The sequence below is a fragment of the Paraburkholderia unamae genome (genome assembly GCF_003268775.1).
Classification (GTDB): Bacteria; Pseudomonadota; Gammaproteobacteria; order Burkholderiales; family Burkholderiaceae; genus Paraburkholderia; species Paraburkholderia unamae.
The window spans coordinates 87,890-104,387 of the sequence record NZ_QLSU01000021.1; the positions used below are offsets into that span (position 1 = coordinate 87,890).

General features: G+C 65.0%; 18 protein-coding genes and 2 pseudogenes. 19 read left to right on the forward strand and 1 reads right to left on the reverse strand.

The window, feature by feature from the left end; genetic code table 11:
• Positions 1–81 precede the first annotated feature (81 nt).
• The 16 genes and pseudogenes from murA to tatC all read left to right on the forward strand — a co-directional run bounded on the left by murA (position 82) and on the right by tatC (position 12,021).
• Positions 82–1,344, forward strand: coding sequence for a UDP-N-acetylglucosamine 1-carboxyvinyltransferase (gene murA, locus C7401_RS29120; RefSeq protein WP_112174863.1), 1,263 nt, complete (start codon positions 82–84; stop codon positions 1,342–1,344).
• Complete coding sequence (gene hisG / locus C7401_RS29125) at positions 1,341–2,039, forward strand: ATP phosphoribosyltransferase (protein WP_112174864.1); 699 nt, start codon at positions 1,341–1,343, stop codon at positions 2,037–2,039. The genes murA and hisG overlap by 4 nt, the downstream gene beginning before the upstream one ends.
• A gap of 125 nt (positions 2,040–2,164) precedes the next feature.
• Entirely contained in the window at positions 2,165–3,484 is a 1,320-nt protein-coding gene (gene hisD / locus C7401_RS29130) for a histidinol dehydrogenase (protein ID WP_112174924.1), read from the forward strand.
• A 260-nt stretch (positions 3,485–3,744) separates the two neighbouring features.
• Positions 3,745–4,821, forward strand: a complete 1,077-nt coding sequence (hisC, locus tag C7401_RS29135) for a histidinol-phosphate transaminase (RefSeq protein ID WP_112174925.1) — start codon at positions 3,745–3,747, stop codon at positions 4,819–4,821.
• A gap of 55 nt (positions 4,822–4,876) precedes the next feature.
• Positions 4,877–5,464: an imidazoleglycerol-phosphate dehydratase HisB gene (hisB, locus tag C7401_RS29140; RefSeq protein ID WP_028206573.1), complete on the forward strand. Its 588-nt coding sequence runs from the start codon at positions 4,877–4,879 to the stop codon at positions 5,462–5,464.
• Positions 5,465–5,689: 225 nt separating this feature from the next.
• Positions 5,690–6,331, forward strand: coding sequence for an imidazole glycerol phosphate synthase subunit HisH (hisH, locus tag C7401_RS29145; RefSeq protein WP_112174865.1), 642 nt, complete (start codon positions 5,690–5,692; stop codon positions 6,329–6,331).
• A gap of 176 nt (positions 6,332–6,507) precedes the next feature.
• On the forward strand, positions 6,508–7,260 hold the full coding sequence (gene hisA / locus C7401_RS29150) for a 1-(5-phosphoribosyl)-5-[(5-phosphoribosylamino)methylideneamino]imidazole-4-carboxamide isomerase (RefSeq protein WP_112174866.1): 753 nt from the start codon (positions 6,508–6,510) through the stop codon (positions 7,258–7,260).
• A gap of 281 nt (positions 7,261–7,541) precedes the next feature.
• The gene (gene hisF, locus C7401_RS29155; RefSeq protein ID WP_112174926.1) at positions 7,542–8,315 is read left to right on the forward strand and encodes an imidazole glycerol phosphate synthase subunit HisF; all 774 of its coding nucleotides are present in this window, start codon (positions 7,542–7,544) and stop codon (positions 8,313–8,315) included.
• Positions 8,316–8,319: 4 nt separating this feature from the next.
• Positions 8,320–8,745 (forward strand): phosphoribosyl-AMP cyclohydrolase, encoded by a 426-nt coding sequence (hisI, locus tag C7401_RS29160; RefSeq protein WP_112174867.1) that lies wholly within the window; start codon positions 8,320–8,322, stop codon positions 8,743–8,745.
• The gene (locus tag C7401_RS29165; RefSeq protein WP_112174868.1) at positions 8,742–9,110 is read left to right on the forward strand and encodes a phosphoribosyl-ATP diphosphatase; all 369 of its coding nucleotides are present in this window, start codon (positions 8,742–8,744) and stop codon (positions 9,108–9,110) included. The genes hisI and C7401_RS29165 overlap by 4 nt, the downstream gene beginning before the upstream one ends.
• A gap of 152 nt (positions 9,111–9,262) precedes the next feature.
• Positions 9,263–9,655: a DUF4870 family protein gene (locus C7401_RS29170; protein WP_112174869.1), complete on the forward strand. Its 393-nt coding sequence runs from the start codon at positions 9,263–9,265 to the stop codon at positions 9,653–9,655.
• Positions 9,656–9,753: 98 nt separating this feature from the next.
• On the forward strand, positions 9,754–10,122 hold the full coding sequence (locus C7401_RS29175; RefSeq protein WP_112174870.1) for a histidine triad nucleotide-binding protein: 369 nt from the start codon (positions 9,754–9,756) through the stop codon (positions 10,120–10,122).
• 151 nt (positions 10,123–10,273) lie between these two features.
• Positions 10,274–10,516, forward strand: a complete 243-nt coding sequence (gene tatA, locus C7401_RS29180; protein ID WP_112174871.1) for a Sec-independent protein translocase subunit TatA — start codon at positions 10,274–10,276, stop codon at positions 10,514–10,516.
• A 71-nt stretch (positions 10,517–10,587) separates the two neighbouring features.
• Positions 10,588–10,915, forward strand: a pseudogene (gene tatB / locus C7401_RS46145) (Sec-independent protein translocase protein TatB); the annotation flags it as partial.
• A 95-nt stretch (positions 10,916–11,010) separates the two neighbouring features.
• Positions 11,011–11,157: pseudogene (gene tatB / locus C7401_RS46150) on the forward strand (Sec-independent protein translocase protein TatB); the annotation flags it as partial.
• An 81-nt stretch (positions 11,158–11,238) separates the two neighbouring features.
• The gene (gene tatC / locus C7401_RS29190; RefSeq protein ID WP_112174873.1) at positions 11,239–12,021 is read left to right on the forward strand and encodes a twin-arginine translocase subunit TatC; all 783 of its coding nucleotides are present in this window, start codon (positions 11,239–11,241) and stop codon (positions 12,019–12,021) included.
• A gap of 156 nt (positions 12,022–12,177) precedes the next feature.
• On the opposite strand, the gene C7401_RS29195 is transcribed toward tatC, so the two are convergent.
• Positions 12,178–13,392, reverse strand: coding sequence for a Do family serine endopeptidase (locus tag C7401_RS29195; protein ID WP_112174874.1), 1,215 nt, complete (start codon positions 13,390–13,392; stop codon positions 12,178–12,180).
• 19 nt (positions 13,393–13,411) lie between these two features.
• Here C7401_RS29195 and C7401_RS29200 point away from each other — a divergent pair, with 19 nt between their 5' ends.
• The 3 genes from C7401_RS29200 to C7401_RS29210 all read left to right on the forward strand — a co-directional run bounded on the left by C7401_RS29200 (position 13,412) and on the right by C7401_RS29210 (position 16,484).
• The gene (locus tag C7401_RS29200; protein ID WP_112174875.1) at positions 13,412–14,158 is read left to right on the forward strand and encodes a Nif3-like dinuclear metal center hexameric protein; all 747 of its coding nucleotides are present in this window, start codon (positions 13,412–13,414) and stop codon (positions 14,156–14,158) included.
• A 305-nt stretch (positions 14,159–14,463) separates the two neighbouring features.
• Positions 14,464–15,084, forward strand: a complete 621-nt coding sequence (petA, locus tag C7401_RS29205) for a ubiquinol-cytochrome c reductase iron-sulfur subunit (RefSeq protein ID WP_112174876.1) — start codon at positions 14,464–14,466, stop codon at positions 15,082–15,084.
• Positions 15,084–16,484, forward strand: coding sequence for a cytochrome b (locus C7401_RS29210; protein ID WP_112174877.1), 1,401 nt, complete (start codon positions 15,084–15,086; stop codon positions 16,482–16,484). The genes petA and C7401_RS29210 overlap by 1 nt, the downstream gene beginning before the upstream one ends.
• Positions 16,485–16,498: the final 14 nt, after the last annotated feature.

A 16,498-nucleotide genomic window follows, 5' to 3' on the forward strand; every position in this document is an offset into this window, starting at 1 on the left:
GATAAAGGCGCCGCAGCCAGCGGCGCAGCTCAACTCGAAGCGACCCCGCAAGCCGGCCGCACCGATCAGGAAACCTCAGGCATGGATAAACTCGTCATCGTCGGCGGGCGGAAGCTCGCAGGGGAAGTGGCTGTTTCGGGTGCGAAGAACGCCGCGTTGCCCATTCTCTGCGCCGGCCTTTTGAGCGCGGAACCCGTTCATCTCGATAACGTGCCCGACCTCCAGGACGTGCGCACCACGCTCAAGCTGCTGCGCCAGATGGGCGTGCGCACCGAGCAGGACGGCGCGCGCGTGCAGCTCGACGCCTCGAAGGTGGACAACCTCGTCGCGCCGTATGAACTGGTCAAGACCATGCGGGCCTCGATCCTCGTGCTCGGGCCGCTCGTCGCGCGCTTCGGCGAGGCGAAGGTGTCGCTGCCCGGCGGCTGCGCGATCGGCGCGCGCCCCGTGGATCAGCACATCAAGGGCCTTCAGGCCATGGGCGCCGAGATCAACATCGAGCACGGCTTCATCGAGGCGCGCGCGAAGCGCCTGAAGGGCGCGCGCATCGTCACCGACATGATCACGGTCACCGGCACGGAAAACCTGCTGATGGCAGCCGTCCTCGCCGACGGCGAAACGGTGATCGAGAACGCCGCGCGCGAGCCCGAAGTGGGCGATCTCGCGCACCTGCTCGTCGCGATGGGCGCGAAGATCGAGGGCATCGGCACCGACCGCCTCGTGATTCAAGGCGTGGACAAGCTGCACGGCGCGAAGCACACCGTCATTCCCGACCGTATCGAAGCGGGCACGTTCCTGTGCGCGGTCGCGGCCGCGGGCGGCGACGTCACGCTGCGCCACGTGCGTCCGCACACGCTCGACGCCGTCACCGACAAGCTGCGCGAAGCGGGCGTGACGATCGAAGAGGGCGACGACTGGATGCGCGTGCGCATGCAGGAGCGCGCGCGCGCCGTGAACGTGCGCACCTCCGAATACCCGGCGTTCCCGACCGACATGCAGGCGCAGTTCATGGCGCTCAACACGATCGCGGACGGCACCTCGCAAGTGGTTGAAACGATCTTCGAAAACCGCTTCATGCACGTGCAGGAACTGAACCGCCTGGGCGCGCACATCACGATCGACGGCAAGACCGCGCTGGTCGCGGGCGTGGAAAAGCTCTCCGGCGCGAAAGTGATGGCAACCGACCTGCGCGCGTCGGCCAGCCTCGTGATCGCGGGCCTGTGCGCCGACGGCGAAACGCTGATCGACCGCATTTATCACCTCGACCGCGGCTACGACCGCATGGAAGAGAAGCTCACGAAGATCGGCGCGAACGTGAAGCGCATCAAGGGGAACGCGGCATGAGCACGGTCGAGTCCAAGCCCACGCCGGCGGCCGCCGCCGGCGCGCCGCTCACGCTCGCGCTTTCGAAGGGCCGCATCTTCGAAGAGACGATGCCGCTCCTCGCCGCCGCGGGCATTCAGGTGACCGAGGACCCGGAAACCTCGCGCAAGCTGATCCTGCCGACCACGGACCCGAACCTGAGCGTCATCATCGTGCGCGCGACCGACGTGCCCACCTACGTGGAGTACGGCGCGGCCGACTTCGGCGTGGCGGGCAAGGACGTGCTCAACGAGCACGGCGGCGGCGGCCTGTATCAGCCGATCGATCTCGACATCGCGCGCTGCCGCCTTTCGGTGGCAGTGAAGGGCGGTTTCGATTACGCGAATGCGGTGCGCCAGGGCGCACGCCTGCGCGTGGCCACCAAGTACACCGAAGCCGCGCGCCAGCACTTCGCGGCCAAGGGCGTGCACGTCGACCTGATCAAGCTGTACGGCTCGATGGAACTCGCGCCGCTGGTCGGTCTCGCCGACGCGATCGTCGACCTCGTGAGCACGGGCGGCACGCTGCGCGCGAACAATCTGGTCGAGGTCGAGGAGATCATGGAGATCTCGTCGCGCCTCGTCGTGAATCAGGCGGCGCTGAAGCTCAAGCGCGCCGCGCTGCGACCGATCATCGACGCGTTCGAACGCGCGTCGCGCCGCGAGCAGGCAGCGTAAGCGGCAACAGCGGCGGACAATAGCGGCAAACGCTAGCGGCAAACGCTAGCGGCAGACAACCGCAGCGAGCAGCAAAAGCGGGCAGCATGAGCGCGCCCGCACAACCGATACGGATGGATACCAGCATGGCTATCACGATGCGCAAACTCGATTCCAGCGCCGCAGGCTTCAAGAAGGCGCTGCACGCGGTGCTCGCCTTCGAGGCGAGCGAGGACGAGGCCATCGAGCGCTCCGTCGCGCAGATTCTCGCCGACGTGAAGACGCGCGGCGACGCCGCCGTGCTCGACTACACGAACCGCTTCGACCGCCTCACGGCCACGAGCGTCGCGGCGCTCGAACTCCCGTTCGCCGAGCTCGAAGCCGCGCTGGAGAGCCTCGAACCCAAGCAGCGCGCGGCGCTCGAAGCGGCGGCGGCGCGCGTGCGCGGCTACCACGAGAAGCAGCGCATCGAGTGCGGCTCGCATAGCTGGCAGTACACCGAATCCGACGGCACGGTGCTCGGCCAGAAGGTCACGCCGCTCGATCGCGTGGGCCTGTATGTGCCCGGCGGCAAGGCGGCGTATCCGTCTTCCGTGCTGATGAACGCCATTCCCGCGCGGGTGGCGGGCGTGCGCGAAATCATCATGGTCGTGCCCACGCCCGACGGCGTGAAGAACCCGCTCGTGCTGGCGGCGGCGCTGCTGGGCGGCGTCGACCGCGTGTTCACGATCGGCGGCGCGCAGGCGGTGGCCGCGCTCGCCTACGGCACGGACACAATTCCGGCCGTCGACAAGATCTGCGGGCCGGGCAACGCGTATGTGGCCTCGGCCAAACGCCGCGTGTTCGGCACGGTCGGCATTGACATGATCGCCGGGCCCTCGGAAATCCTCGTGATCTGCGACGGCACGACCGACCCGCGCTGGGTCGCCATGGATCTCTTCTCGCAGGCCGAGCACGACGAACTGGCTCAGTCGATCCTGCTGTGCCCGGACGAAGGCTTCATCAAGCGCGTGGAAGACGCCATCGGCGAACTGCTGCCCAGCATGCCGCGCGCCGAAGTCATCGCCACGTCGCTCACGAACCGCGGCGCGCTCGTGAAGGTGCGCGACATGGCCGAAGCCTGCGCCATCGCCAACGAGATCGCGCCGGAGCACCTCGAAATCTCGGCGCTGGAGCCGCAGAAGTGGGGCGCCGAAATCCGCCACGCGGGCGCGATCTTCCTTGGCCGCTACACGAGCGAGAGCCTCGGCGACTACTGCGCGGGGCCGAATCACGTGCTGCCTACGTCTCGTACCGCACGTTTTTCGTCGCCGCTCGGCGTCTATGATTTCATCAAGCGTTCGAGCCTGATCGAGGTGAGCGCGGAAGGCGCGCAAACGCTCGGCGAGATCGCGGCGGAGCTGGCGTATGGCGAAGGCCTGCAAGCGCACGCGCGCAGCGCCGAATTCCGCATGAAGTCGCTCTGATGCTTCGCTGCGGCGCGCCTCGCCAGTGCGTCGCGCGGCCTGCAACGAGGGGGTGATGAGAGGCTGAACGTCGCCGCCGCGCAGCATGGAGACAGTGTGCAGCGGCAAATCCCCGCGCGCGTGTGCGGGGCGTATCCGGGTGAACCGCAGTGTGAACCGTAGTCCGAGCCACACGCAGCAGAGACCACGACGATAACCAGGGCGGCCGGCTTGCCGAGCAGCCCGTGCTGGCGGTCCGCTCGCGCGCGCCGCCTTTTGACATGACAACACCACAAGACATCATCCGTCGCGACGTGCTCGCGATGACGAGCTACCCGGTGCCCGACGCATCCGGTTTCGTGAAGCTCGACGCCATGGAAAATCCGTTCGCGCTGCCGGCGGATCTCGCGGCGCTGCTGGCCGAGCGCCTCGCGGCGGTCGCGCTCAACCGCTATCCCGCACCGCGCCCCGAGGCGCTGATCGCGAAGCTCAAGAAGGCGATGCATGTGCCGGCCGAGTGCGACGTGCTGCTCGGCAACGGCTCGGACGAAATCATCAGCATGATCACGATGGCGTGCGCGAAGCCGGGCGCCAAGGTGCTCGCGCCGGTGCCGGGCTTCGTCATGTACGCGATGTCGGCGAAGCTCGCGCAGGTGGAGTTCGTCGGCGTGTCGCTGAAGGCCGATTTCACGCTCGATATCGACGCGACGCTCGCGGCCATCGCCGAGCACACGCCCGCCGTGATCTGGCTGGCGTACCCGAACAACCCCACGGGCACGCTGTTCGACGACGCGGACATCGAGCGCGTGATCGCGGCGGCTGCGGCGGTGAAAAGCCTCGTGGTGATCGACGAGGCCTACCAGCCGTTCGCGATGCAAAGCTGGATGCCGCGCGCGGGCGAGTTCGACAACGTGGTCGTGATGCGCACGATGTCGAAGCTCGGGCTCGCGGGCATTCGCCTCGGCTATCTGGCCGGGCGCCCGGCGTGGCTCAACGAATTCGACAAGGTGCGCCCGCCGTACAACGTGAATGTGCTCACCCAGGCGGCGGCCGATCTGCTGCTCGACCACGTCGACGTGCTCGACGCGCAGGCCGCGCAACTGCGTGTCGAACGCACGACGCTGGCCGCCGAAGTGGCGAAGCTGCCGGGCGCGCAGGTGTTCGAAAGCGCGGGCAATTTCCTGCTCGTGCGCGTGCCCGACGCGGCCGCGGTGTTCGATACACTGCTGTCCGCCCGGATCCTGATCAAAAACGTGGGTAAAATGCACCCATTGCTGGCGAATTGCGTACGCCTGACCGTCGGGACCCCCGACGAAAACGCGCAACTGCTCGCTGCCCTGAAGCTCGTGCTCCGTTAAGGCCGATGCTTCGTTCTCCCATTCTCCTGTTACGGGCTGTTTGAAGGAAATTGCCATGCGCGTCGCGCAAGTCGTTCGCAACACCAGCGAAACGCAAATCCGCGTGAAACTCAATCTGGACGGCACAGGCGAGCAAAAGCTCGCGACCGGCGTGCCGTTTCTCGACCACATGCTCGACCAGATCGCACGACACGGTCTGATCGATCTGGATATCGAGGCGCATGGCGACACGCATATCGACGACCACCATACGGTCGAAGACGTCGGCATCACGCTCGGCCAGGCGGTGGCGCAGGCCATCGGCGACAAGAAGGGCATTCGCCGTTACGGCCACGCCTACGTGCCGCTCGACGAAGCGCTCTCGCGCGTCGTGATCGACTTCTCGGGCCGCCCGGGCCTCGAATTCCACGTGCCGTTCACGCGTGCGCGCATCGGCACGTTCGACGTCGACCTGTCGATCGAATTCTTCCGAGGCTTCGTGAACCACGCCGGCGTGACGCTGCACATCGACAACCTGCGCGGCCTGAATGCGCACCATCAGATGGAAACCGTGTTCAAGGCATTCGGCCGCGCGCTGCGTCAGGCCGCCGAACTGGACGAACGTCAGGCGGGCAAGATTCCGTCGACGAAGGGCAGCCTCTGAGCGCTGTCATTGCGCGAGCGCAAGGCGTGCGACCGGGCGTGAACCGGAGCGCGCCGAAGCGGAGGTTCGCATGCGGCATGCGCGCAACGTTGGCCTTTCGGCTTATGGGCTTGCGCACGCTGACTGGCGTACATTGACGGCTTTGAGGGCAGATCAGGGCATGGCGTGGCGCACGCGCGGCACGTACGGCCAAGGGCAGGGCCTGGTGAGCAGGCCGGATTCGAGATGAAAACTTCAATTGCGATTGTGGATTATGGGATGGGCAACCTGCGTTCGGTGGCCCAGGCGCTGAGGCAGGCCGCGCCGGAAGCCGACGTGGCCATCGTCGAGCGTCCGGAGGCTATCCGCGCGGCTGACCGCGTGGTGCTGCCGGGGCAGGGCGCGATGCCCGACTGCATGCGCAGCCTGGCCGAGTCGGGCTTGCAGGACGCCGTGCTCGAAGCCTCGCGCACCAAGCCGCTCATGGGCGTATGCGTGGGCGAGCAGATGCTGTTCGACTGGAGCGCCGAAGGCGACACGAAGGGCTTGGGCCTCTTGCCCGGCAAGGTCGTGCGCTTCGATCTGGAAGGCCGGCTTCAGGACGACGGCTCGCGCTTCAAGGTCCCGCAAATGGGCTGGAACCGTGTGCGCCAGGCACGCGCGCACGCCCTCTGGGACGGCGTGCCCGACGAGAGCTTTTTCTACTTCGTGCACAGCTATTACGTGGTGCCGGCGGACGCGTCGCACACCGTGGGCGAAACGCCTTACGGTGCGGCCTTTACCTCGGCAGTGGCGCGGGATAACATCTTCGCCACCCAATTCCACCCGGAAAAGAGCGCCGCGGCGGGCTTGCGCGTCTATCGCAACTTCGTCCACTGGAACCCCTGATTGCCCGGCGGCGCTGACACTCGCAGCCGCCTTCGCGCACCAGCGCGCGGGCATTCAACTTGCGTCAGCAAGGCCGCCGTAAGAGTTGTACTAAACTAGCGAAACGGCGTCGGATCGGGTCTTTTCTCCACCGGCGCCGGCAGATTTCAACCTCATTCCCAGACACACCCGAAGCTATGCTGCTGATTCCGGCCATCGATCTCAAAGACGGTCACTGCGTACGCCTGAAACAAGGCGATATGGACCAGGCGACGATTTTCTCCGAGGAACCGGCGGCCATGGCCCGACACTGGGTCGAGCGCGGCGCCCGGCGCCTGCACCTCGTCGACCTGAACGGCGCGTTCGCAGGCAAGCCGAAGAACGAAGACGCGATTCGCGAGATCATCCGCGAAGTCGGCGATCAGATCCCCGTGCAGCTCGGCGGCGGTATTCGCGATCTCGACACCATCGAGCGTTATCTCGACGACGGCCTCTCCTATGTGATTATCGGCACCGCCGCCGTGAAAAATCCGGGCTTCCTGCAAGAAGCCTGCACGGCGTTCGGGGGCCATATCATCGTTGGCCTCGACGCGAAGGACGGCAAGGTCGCGACCGACGGCTGGAGCAAGCTCACGGGCCACGAAGTCGTGGATCTCGCGCGCAAGTTCGAGGACTACGGCGTCGAATCGATCATCTACACCGACATCGGGCGCGACGGCATGCTCCAGGGCATCAACATCGAAGCCACGGTGCGCCTCGCGCGCGCGGTGAAGATTCCGGTGATCGCGAGCGGCGGCCTCTCGAACCTCGCCGACATCGACGCGCTTTGCGAAGTCGAGGACGAAGGCGTGGAAGGCGTGATCTGCGGGCGCGCGATCTACTCGGGCGACCTCGATTTCGCCGCGGCGCAAACGCGCGCGGACAGCCTGCGCGAGTCGGACGACGCTTAAGGCGCGAACGCCGGGCCTCCGTTAGCGGAGGCTTTTTGCTGCCTTGTGCTGCCTTGTGCCGTTTTTGGCATGCAGCCGCGCCGCTTCACGTGAGGCGGCACTCGCGAAAATTTCGCGATAATTTTTCGAAGCGCGTCGGGCGTGGGTGAAGCGCGCGACAACGGCCCGGTCGCAGTCCGACTCTGGTCCGATTCCGGACCTGTCGTGCTCCGGCCGTGCTCCAGACGGGCCTGCCTCGGCACGGCTTCACGTATCAACCGATCCGTAAATTCGGCAAGATCATGGCTCTACCCAAACGCATCATCCCCTGCCTCGACGTGACCGCCGGGCGCGTCGTGAAGGGTGTCAACTTCGTCGAACTGCGCGACGCGGGCGACCCCGTCGAAATCGCGCGCCGCTACGACGACCAGGGCGCCGACGAACTGACGTTCCTCGACATCACCGCGACCTCCGACCAGCGCGACCTGATCCTGCCGATCATCGAGGCGGTGGCTTCGCAGGTCTTCATTCCACTGACGGTCGGCGGCGGCGTGCGCGCCGTGGCGGACGTGCGGCGCCTGCTCAACGCGGGCGCCGACAAGGTCAGCATGAACTCGTCGGCTGTCGCCAATCCGCAGCTCGTGCGCGACTCCGCCGACAAATACGGTTCGCAGTGCATTGTCGTCGCCATCGACGCCAAGCGCGTATCGGCGCCGGGCGAGCCCTCGCGCTGGGAAGTCTTCACGCACGGCGGGCGCAAGGCCACCGGCATCGACGCCGTGGAATGGGCGCGCAAGATGGCCGAACTCGGCGCGGGCGAAATCCTGCTCACGAGCATGGACCGCGACGGCACCAAGAGCGGTTTCGACCTCGACCTCACGTGCGCCGTGTCCGACGCGGTGCCGATTCCCGTGATCGCCTCGGGCGGCGTGGGCGGCTTGCAGGATCTGGCGGACGGCATCGTCAAGGGCCACGCCGACGCGGTGCTGGCGGCGAGCATTTTTCACTACGGCGAGCACACGGTGGGCGAGGCGAAGCGCTTCATGGCCGACCAGGGCATTTCGGTGAGGATGTGACGCCATGAGCAACGCACAGACGCAAGACCTCGCCAAAGCGAACTGGCTCGACAAGGTCAACTGGGACGCCAACGGCCTCGTGCCCGTGATCGCACAGGAAGCCGCCACGGGCGACGTGCTGATGTTCGCGTGGATGAACCGCGAAGCGCTCGCCAAGACGGTCGAGCTGCGCCGCGCGGTGTACTTCTCGCGCTCGCGCCAGCGCCTGTGGTTCAAGGGCGAGGAGTCGGGCCACGTGCAGCATGTGAGCGAGATCCGCCTCGATTGCGACGAAGACGTCGTGCTGCTCAAGATCGAGCAGGTTTCGGGCATCGCGTGCCACACGGGCCGCCACTCGTGCTTTTTCCAGCAATTCGAAGGCACCGTCGACGAAGGCCGCTGGGTCGCCGTCGATCCCGTGCTGAAAGACCCCGAACACATCTACAAATGACGCAACTGAACACCAACGACACCCTGCTGCGCCTCGCGGCGGTGATCGACAGCCGCAAGGGCGGCGACCCAGACGCGTCCTATGTCGCGCGGCTTTTCCACAAGGGCGACGACGCGGTGCTCAAGAAGGTTGGCGAAGAGGCGACCGAAGTCGTGCTGGCCGCGAAGGACGTGCGCCAGGGCGGCGCGCCGAAGGCGCTCGTGGGCGAGATGGCCGATCTGTGGTTTCATTGCCTCGTGACGCTCTCGCATTTCGACCTGAGCCCCGCCGACGTGCTCGCGGAGCTGGAACGCCGCGAAGGCCTGTCGGGCCTCGAGGAAAAGGCGCTGCGCAAGACGCGCGAGCGCGAAGCGAACGGCGACTGAGGGTTGCGCGCGGCCTGGCGCAACCGGATCGAGCACGACTGCTCTGCATGGGACCGGAGTAAGCGCTAAAGCGCCAACTCCGGATCGACAGCTCTGCATGGGACCGAAGTAAGCGCTAAAGCGCTAACTCCGGTCGACAGGAGACGAACGGCATGTCCATGTCCGGCGATTACCCGCCCCCTTCGTACCGCAACGGCGTCGACGCGGACCGTCTGCGCAGCCTGCGCACTTTCACGCACGTGCTCTACGCGCTGTATGCGGTCTACTGGCTGACCGGCGGCATCTCCGTGCTGGTCGCCATCATCCTCAACTACCTGAAGCGCGACGAGGCCGTGGGCACGCCCTACGAGCAGCACTTCACGTGGCAGATCCGCACGTTCTGGCTCGGGCTCGCGGGGCATCTGATCGGCGGCGTGCTCATCTTCGTGCTGATCGGCATTCCAATTTTGTGGGCTGTCGCAATCTGGACGTTGTACCGTATCATCAAAGGCTGGCTGTATTTGTACGACAACAAGCCGCTGCTCAATCCGCGCGCCTGGTTCTGAGCGGCGCGGGTCCGGCACGGTTTGCCCGATTGGGTTTTCCCGGTTGGGTTTGCCCGATTGCACCTCCGGTGCACGTTTAGTCGCTCACCAGGAGCACCATGAGTCACGACCGCAGTACCTGTCTCTTCTGCAAGATCGCCGACGGCGAAATCCCCAGCACGAGGGTGTACGAGGATGACGAATTCGTCGCCTTCCGCGACATTCGGCCGGCGGCTGAAACCCACGTGCTCGTGATCCCTCGCCAACATATCCCTACGCTCGCCGATTGCGGTGAAAACGATGCACCGCTGCTTGGTAGAATGTTTGTACTGGTCGCGCGCCTCGCCAAACAACTGGGCGTTTCGTACACGGGCGGCGAAACCGGTTTCCGCACGGTCGTGAACACGGGACCCGGCGGCGGCCAGGAGGTCTATCATCTGCACGCGCATTTGCTGGCCGGGCCGCGTCCGTGGCACCGCATGGGCTGAGGACGGTGAAGCCGGCACTTCGGTGCGGTGAGAGCGTCGATGTCGCCGAAAGTGTCAAAGGGTCGTACGCCACGTCGGTGCAACATCACTAAGGCAAGATTTTTATCGCTGCGCAGCGTGCGCGGTGACGGGGTTAAGGAGAGAGTCAATCATGGGTTCGTTGAGCATCTGGCACTGGCTGATCGTCTTGTTGATCGTGGCGCTTGTTTTCGGCACGAAGAAGCTGCGCAATATCGGTAGCGATCTGGGTGGCGCCGTGAAGGGTTTCAAGGAAGGCATGCGCGACGGCGAAGGCAATGCCGCCGACGCGCAAAAGCGCGAACTGCCGCCCAACGGCGGCGCCGTGGACGTCGACGCGAAGGACAAGACGCCGCGCTCGAACGACCTCCGCTAATCGGGCGGCAGCCGGACTTTCCCGCCTTCTATCCCCAATCAGGCAGCCAAGGCTGACGGAACACTCCATTCATGCTCGATCTGGGTTTAACCAAGATGGCGCTGATCGGCGTTGTCGCACTGGTCGTTCTCGGGCCGGAGCGACTGCCGCGCGTCGCGCGCACGGCGGGCGCGCTGTTCGGGCGCGCGCAGCGCTACATCAACGACGTCAAGGCGGAAGTCACGCGCGAGATCGAACTCGACGAGCTGCGCCGCATGAAGACCGAGTTCGAGTCGGCCGCGCAGAACGTCGAGAAAAACGTCCACGACAATCTGCGCAAGCATGAAGACGAGCTGAACGACGCCTGGAACCAGGGCACGTCGGTCTCGCCGAGCATTGCGGGCGGCGCCGATCCGGCGAGCGTGGAAGGGGCGGTGGCGGATCAGTCGGGCGACGCTTCGGCGCTTTCCGGCTGGCGTTCCGGCAACGCCGGCGCGGCGGCATCCGACTCCCGCAAACGCAAGAACTGGCGCGTGAAGCAGAACGCAACGCCCGTGTGGTACAAGCGCGCCACGCTGCGCCGCACGCGCGTGCAGTCGGGCGCGGCGCGCGTCGCGCAGCACACGCCGGCCAGCCTGCGCCGGCCCACACGCTTCTTCTGACGCCGTGCGACGCTTTCGAGTAGGTTCGCATTCGCGCATGTTCAGCAATCCAGGCACGTTCATTTCCAACCGAGGGCCGGCGTGAGCGACCCCCAGCAAACTCAGGAAGAAGGCTCCGAAGAGACCTTCATCTCCCATCTCGTCGAACTGCGCGACCGCATCATCCGCGCGGGCATTGCCGTGATCGTCGTATTCGTCGGCCTCGTGTACTGGGCGCCCGACATCTTCCGTCTGCTTGCGCGTCCGCTCATGCAGAACCTGCCACGCGACGGCAAGATGATCGTCACCGACGTGACCGGCTCGTTCTTCGTGCCGATGAAGGTCACGATGCTCGTGGCCTTCGTGATCGCGCTGCCGGTCGTGCTCTACCAGATCTGGGCGTTCGTCGCGCCGGGCCTCTATCAGCACGAGAAGAAGCTCGTGGCGCCGCTCGTGGCGAGCAGCTACACGCTCTTTCTTTGCGGCATGGCGTTCGCGTATTTCGTGGTGTTTCCGACCATCTTCCGCGTGATGGCGCACTACAACGCGCCGCTCGGCGCGGAGATGACCACCGACATCGACAATTACCTGAGCTTCGTGCTCACCATGTTCATTGCGTTCGGGGTGACCTTCGAGGTGCCGATCATCGTCGTGCTGCTCGTGCGCATGGGCGTGGTGTCGGTGAAGAAGCTCAAGGAAATCCGGCCGTATGTGATCGTCGGCGCGTTCATCGTCGCAGCCGTCGTGACGCCGCCCGATGTGTTCTCGCAGCTCATTCTCGCGCTGCCGCTCATCATTCTCTACGAGGCGGGCATCATCGCGGCGCGCATCTTCATCGGCAACGGCGAGAAGAAGGCCGCGGACGAGAGTCAGGCGGCGAGCTAACGCCGCTCGCAGGCGTACCGAAGCCCATTGCGGAGCGCTCATCCGGGCGCTCACCCAAGCAAAAGGCCGCGAACCCAGCAGGTTCGCGGCCTTTTTCGTTTGCGCGCTTGGCGGGTTGCGCGCCGGGCCGGGGAGCGGAACGCGCCGCGAACCTCGTCAGCCGCCGTCGTCGCCTTCGCCGTCTTCCTGCTCCGGCTGCTTCGGCGGCGGCGGGCGCTTGCCGATCAGCACGTCGATATCCAGATCCTTGTTCTTGCGCACGAGGTGGACTTTGGCGTCGGTGCCCGGCTTGATCTGCGCGATCACGTTGAGCAGGCGCGTGGTGTCGGTGATGGCCTCGCCGTTTACCGAGGTGAGCACGTCGCCGGGCTTGATGCCGGCCTTGTCGGCGGGGCCGCCTTGCAGCACGCCCGCCACGATCGCGCCCGACTTCTCCTTCAGGCCGAAGGAATCCGCGATTTCCGGCGTCACGTCCTGCGGTTCGACGCCGATCCAGCCGCGCGTGACCGAGCCCGTGGTGATGATGCTCTCCAGCACGCTGCGCGCGGTGGAGACGGGAATCGCGAAGCCGATGCCGAGCGAGCCGCCCGAGCGCGAGTAGATGGCCGTGTTGATGCCGAGCAGGTTGCCGTTTACGTCGACGAGCGCGCCGCCTGAATTGCCCGGATTGATCGGCGCGTCGGTCTGGATGAAGTTCTCGAACGTGTTGATGCCGAGGTGATTGCGGCCGAGCGCGCTGATGATGCCCATGGTGACCGTTTGTCCCACCCCGAACGGGTTGCCGATGGCGAGCACGACGTCGCCCACGCGCGTCTGGTCCATGCGGCCGAGCGTGATGGTGGGCAGGTTCGGCAGGTTGATCTTGAGCACGGCGAGATCGGTTTCCGGGTCGATGCCGATCACCTTCGCATTCGTGGTGCGGCCGTCGGAGAGCGCGATTTCGATCTGGTCCGCGCCGTCGATCACGTGCTGGTTCGTTAGAATGTAACCGTCCGGACTCACAATGACGCCCGAACCGAGGTTGGCGGCAGGCTGCTCCTGCTGCTTCTGGTTTTTGTTGCGATCGCCGAAGAAGTAGCGAAATAGCGGATCGTTCTGGCGAGGGTCGGGCGGCAGCGACCCATCCTTGCTCGAGAACACGTTGACGACCGCGGGCATTGCCTTCTGGGCGGCGTCCGCATAGGAGCCCTGGGCGGCGCCTGAGCCCATCCCCGGCGCCACTTCCCGCAGTGCGACGATCGGCTCGGCAAGCTGCTTGCCGAACTGCCCCTGGTGTTGCAGCCACTGCGGTTTGAGCGTGGCGATGATGAACATCAACGCCAGCAGGACCGTCACCGCCTGGGCGAAGAACAGCCAAAAGCGTCTAAGCATCTGAAGATTAGAGGATTATATGGATCGGATCGAACTGGAATTGTATCTGAACAATCTTCTGGAATCCGCGCGGTTCAAGGACTACTGCCCCAATGGCCTGCAAGTCGAAGGGCGGCGGCGCGTGCAGAAGATCGCCACGGGCGTGACCGCCTCGCTCGCTTTCCTCGAAGCCGCGCACGAATGGGGCGCCGACGCCGTGCTCGTGCACCACGGCTACTTCTGGAAGAACGAAGCGCCGCAAATCACGGGCCGCAAGTACCGTCGCCTGAAGACGCTGCTCGCGAACGATATCAACCTGTTCGCCTACCATCTGCCCCTCGACTGCCATCCCGAACTGGGTAATAACGCGCAGTTGGCCGCCCGATTCGGCTGGATCGGCGAACAACTCTTCGGCGAACAGGATCTGGGCTGGATGGCCACGCTGCCCATGCCGATCACGCTCGCGCACTTCACCGCTGAGGTCGAGCAGACACTCGGCCGTACGCCGCTCGTGCTCGGTGACCCCGACTGGCAAATTCGCCGCGTGGCCTGGTGCACGGGGGCGGCGCAAAGTCTGTTCGACGCTGCGATCGAGGCCGGCGCCGACGTCTTTCTCACCGGCGAAATTTCCGAGCCGACCACGCACACCTCGGCGGAAAGCGGCGTGGCGTTTCTTGCCGCCGGCCATCACGCCACCGAGCGCTACGGCGTTCAGGCGTTGGGCGCGCATCTCTCGGAAGCCTTCGACATCGAGCATCTTTTCATCGATATCGACAATCCCGTTTAATCGCGTTTAATCGCGCTTCAGCGTCGTTTCCGGGTTGATTCTGGGTCGACCCGATATCGCGCATTGCGCCGCGCGCAGTGCGCGAATTGTCGTGGTGCAGCATGATTTTATTCGTGAGGCATTTACAAAACGAAAAGAAAGTGGCCCTCTTTTCTGCGGGAAAACCCCGAGATATCAAGGACTTCGGACGCTTTTTAGAGATCGCCCCTTGTAAATGCCAACTCCATTCGAGCAAACTAGCGTTCGGCAGCACCGCGGGTAAGCTGGCGTGACGGATAAATCCAACTCAGAAGTGGGGCGATGTGATGCGAGACAAAGAGAATGACCGCGTCGACGGCAGCCGCCGAACCTGGCTGATTGCGACGTCCGTAGCAGGTGGCATTGGAGGCGTGGCCACTGTCGTACCCTTCGTAGGTTCCTTTGCACCATCCGAAAAAGCCCGCGCCGCCGGCGCGCCTGTCGCTGTCGACATCACGAATCTCCAGCCCGGCTCGATGATGACCGTGGCGTGGCGCGGCAAGCCCGTGTGGATCCTGTACCGCACGGACCGCATGATGGCCGACGTCAAGAAGGCCGATCCCGATCTGGCCGACCCGAACTCCGAGCATCCGTTTTCGCTGCCGATGCCGGAATACTGCATGAACGAGTTCCGCTCGCGCGCCGAGCATCAGAACATTCTCGTGGCCGTGGCCGTCTGCACCCATCTGGGCTGCACGCCTACGCCGCGCTTCCAGGAAGGCCCGCAGCCGAACCTGCCCGACAGCTGGCCGGGCGGCTTCCTGTGCCCGTGCCACGGCTCCACCTACGATCTTTCCGGCCGCGTGTTCAAGAACAAGCCGGCGCCGCAAAACCTCGACATTCCCCGATACATGTTCACGTCCGCGACGGAGATCGTGATCGGCAAGGACGAAAAAGGAGAAGCGTGATGGCGACGGGAACCGACAAGGATGTGGTGGAGACGGCCGGCGCGGCTTCCGGACTGCAAGGCTGGATCGACAAGCGCTTTCCGATGACGGCGACGTGGAAAGCGCACCTTTCCGAGTACTACGCGCCGAAGAACTTCAACTTCTGGTACTTCTTCGGCTCGCTCGCGCTGCTCGTGCTGGTGAACCAGATCGTCACCGGCATTTTCCTCACCATGAACTACAAGCCCGATGCGACGCTCGCGTTCGCATCGGTCGAGTACATCATGCGCGAGGTGCCGTGGGGCTGGCTGATCCGCTACATGCACTCCACGGGCGCGTCGATGTTCTTCGTGGTCGTGTATCTGCACATGTTCCGCGGCCTCCTGTACGGCTCGTACCGCAAGCCGCGCGAGCTCGTGTGGATCTTCGGCTGCGCGATTTTCCTGTGCCTGATGGCCGAGGCGTTCTTCGGCTACCTGCTGCCGTGGGGCCAGATGTCGTTCTGGGGCGCGCAGGTGATCGTGAACCTGTTCTCGGCGATTCCCTTCATCGGCCCGGACCTGTCGCTGTGGATTCGCGGCGACTATGTGGTCTCGGACGTCACGCTCAACCGCTTCTTCGCGTTCCACGTGATCGCCATTCCGCTCGTGCTGGTCGGGCTCGTGATCTGCCACATCATCGCGCTGCACGAAGTGGGCTCGAACAACCCGGACGGTATCGAGATCAAAGAGAAAAAGGACGCGAACGGCGTGCCGCTCGACGGCATTCCGTTCCATCCGTACTACTCGGTGCACGACTTCATGGGCGTGTGCATCTTCCTGATGATCTTCGCGGCGATCGTGTTCTTCGCGCCGGAAATGGGCGGCTACTTCCTGGAGTCGAATAACTTCGTGCCGGCCAACCCGCTGCAAACGCCGCCCGAAATTGCGCCGGTCTGGTACTTCACGGCGTTCTACGCGATGCTGCGCGCCACCACCGACCCGTTCAAGATCGTGCTGATGATCGTGATCGCGCTGCTCGGCGTGCTCGCGCTCGTGCGCGCGCGCGGCAAGTGGCGCGCGGGGCTGCCGGTGCTGGCCGTGCTCGTGATTCTCGCGATGTACTTCACCGAGTCGAAGTTCTGGGGCGTGGTGGTGATGGGCACGGCGGTGATCTCGCTCTTCTTCCTGCCGTGGCTCGACCGCTCGCCGGTGAAGTCGATCCGCTACCGGCCGTTCTTCCACAAGGTGTTTCTCGGCATCTTCGTGCTCGCGTTCCTGACGCTCGCCTTCCTCGGCACGAAACCGCCGTCGCCGGCGGCCACGCTGATCGCCCAGGTCTGCGCGCTCGTCTATTTCGCCTTCTTCCTCGGCATGCCGTTCTGGACGCCGCTTGGCACCTTCAAGCAGCCGCCCGAGCGCGTGCGGTTCAAGCCCCATTAATTGACGAGCGAGGA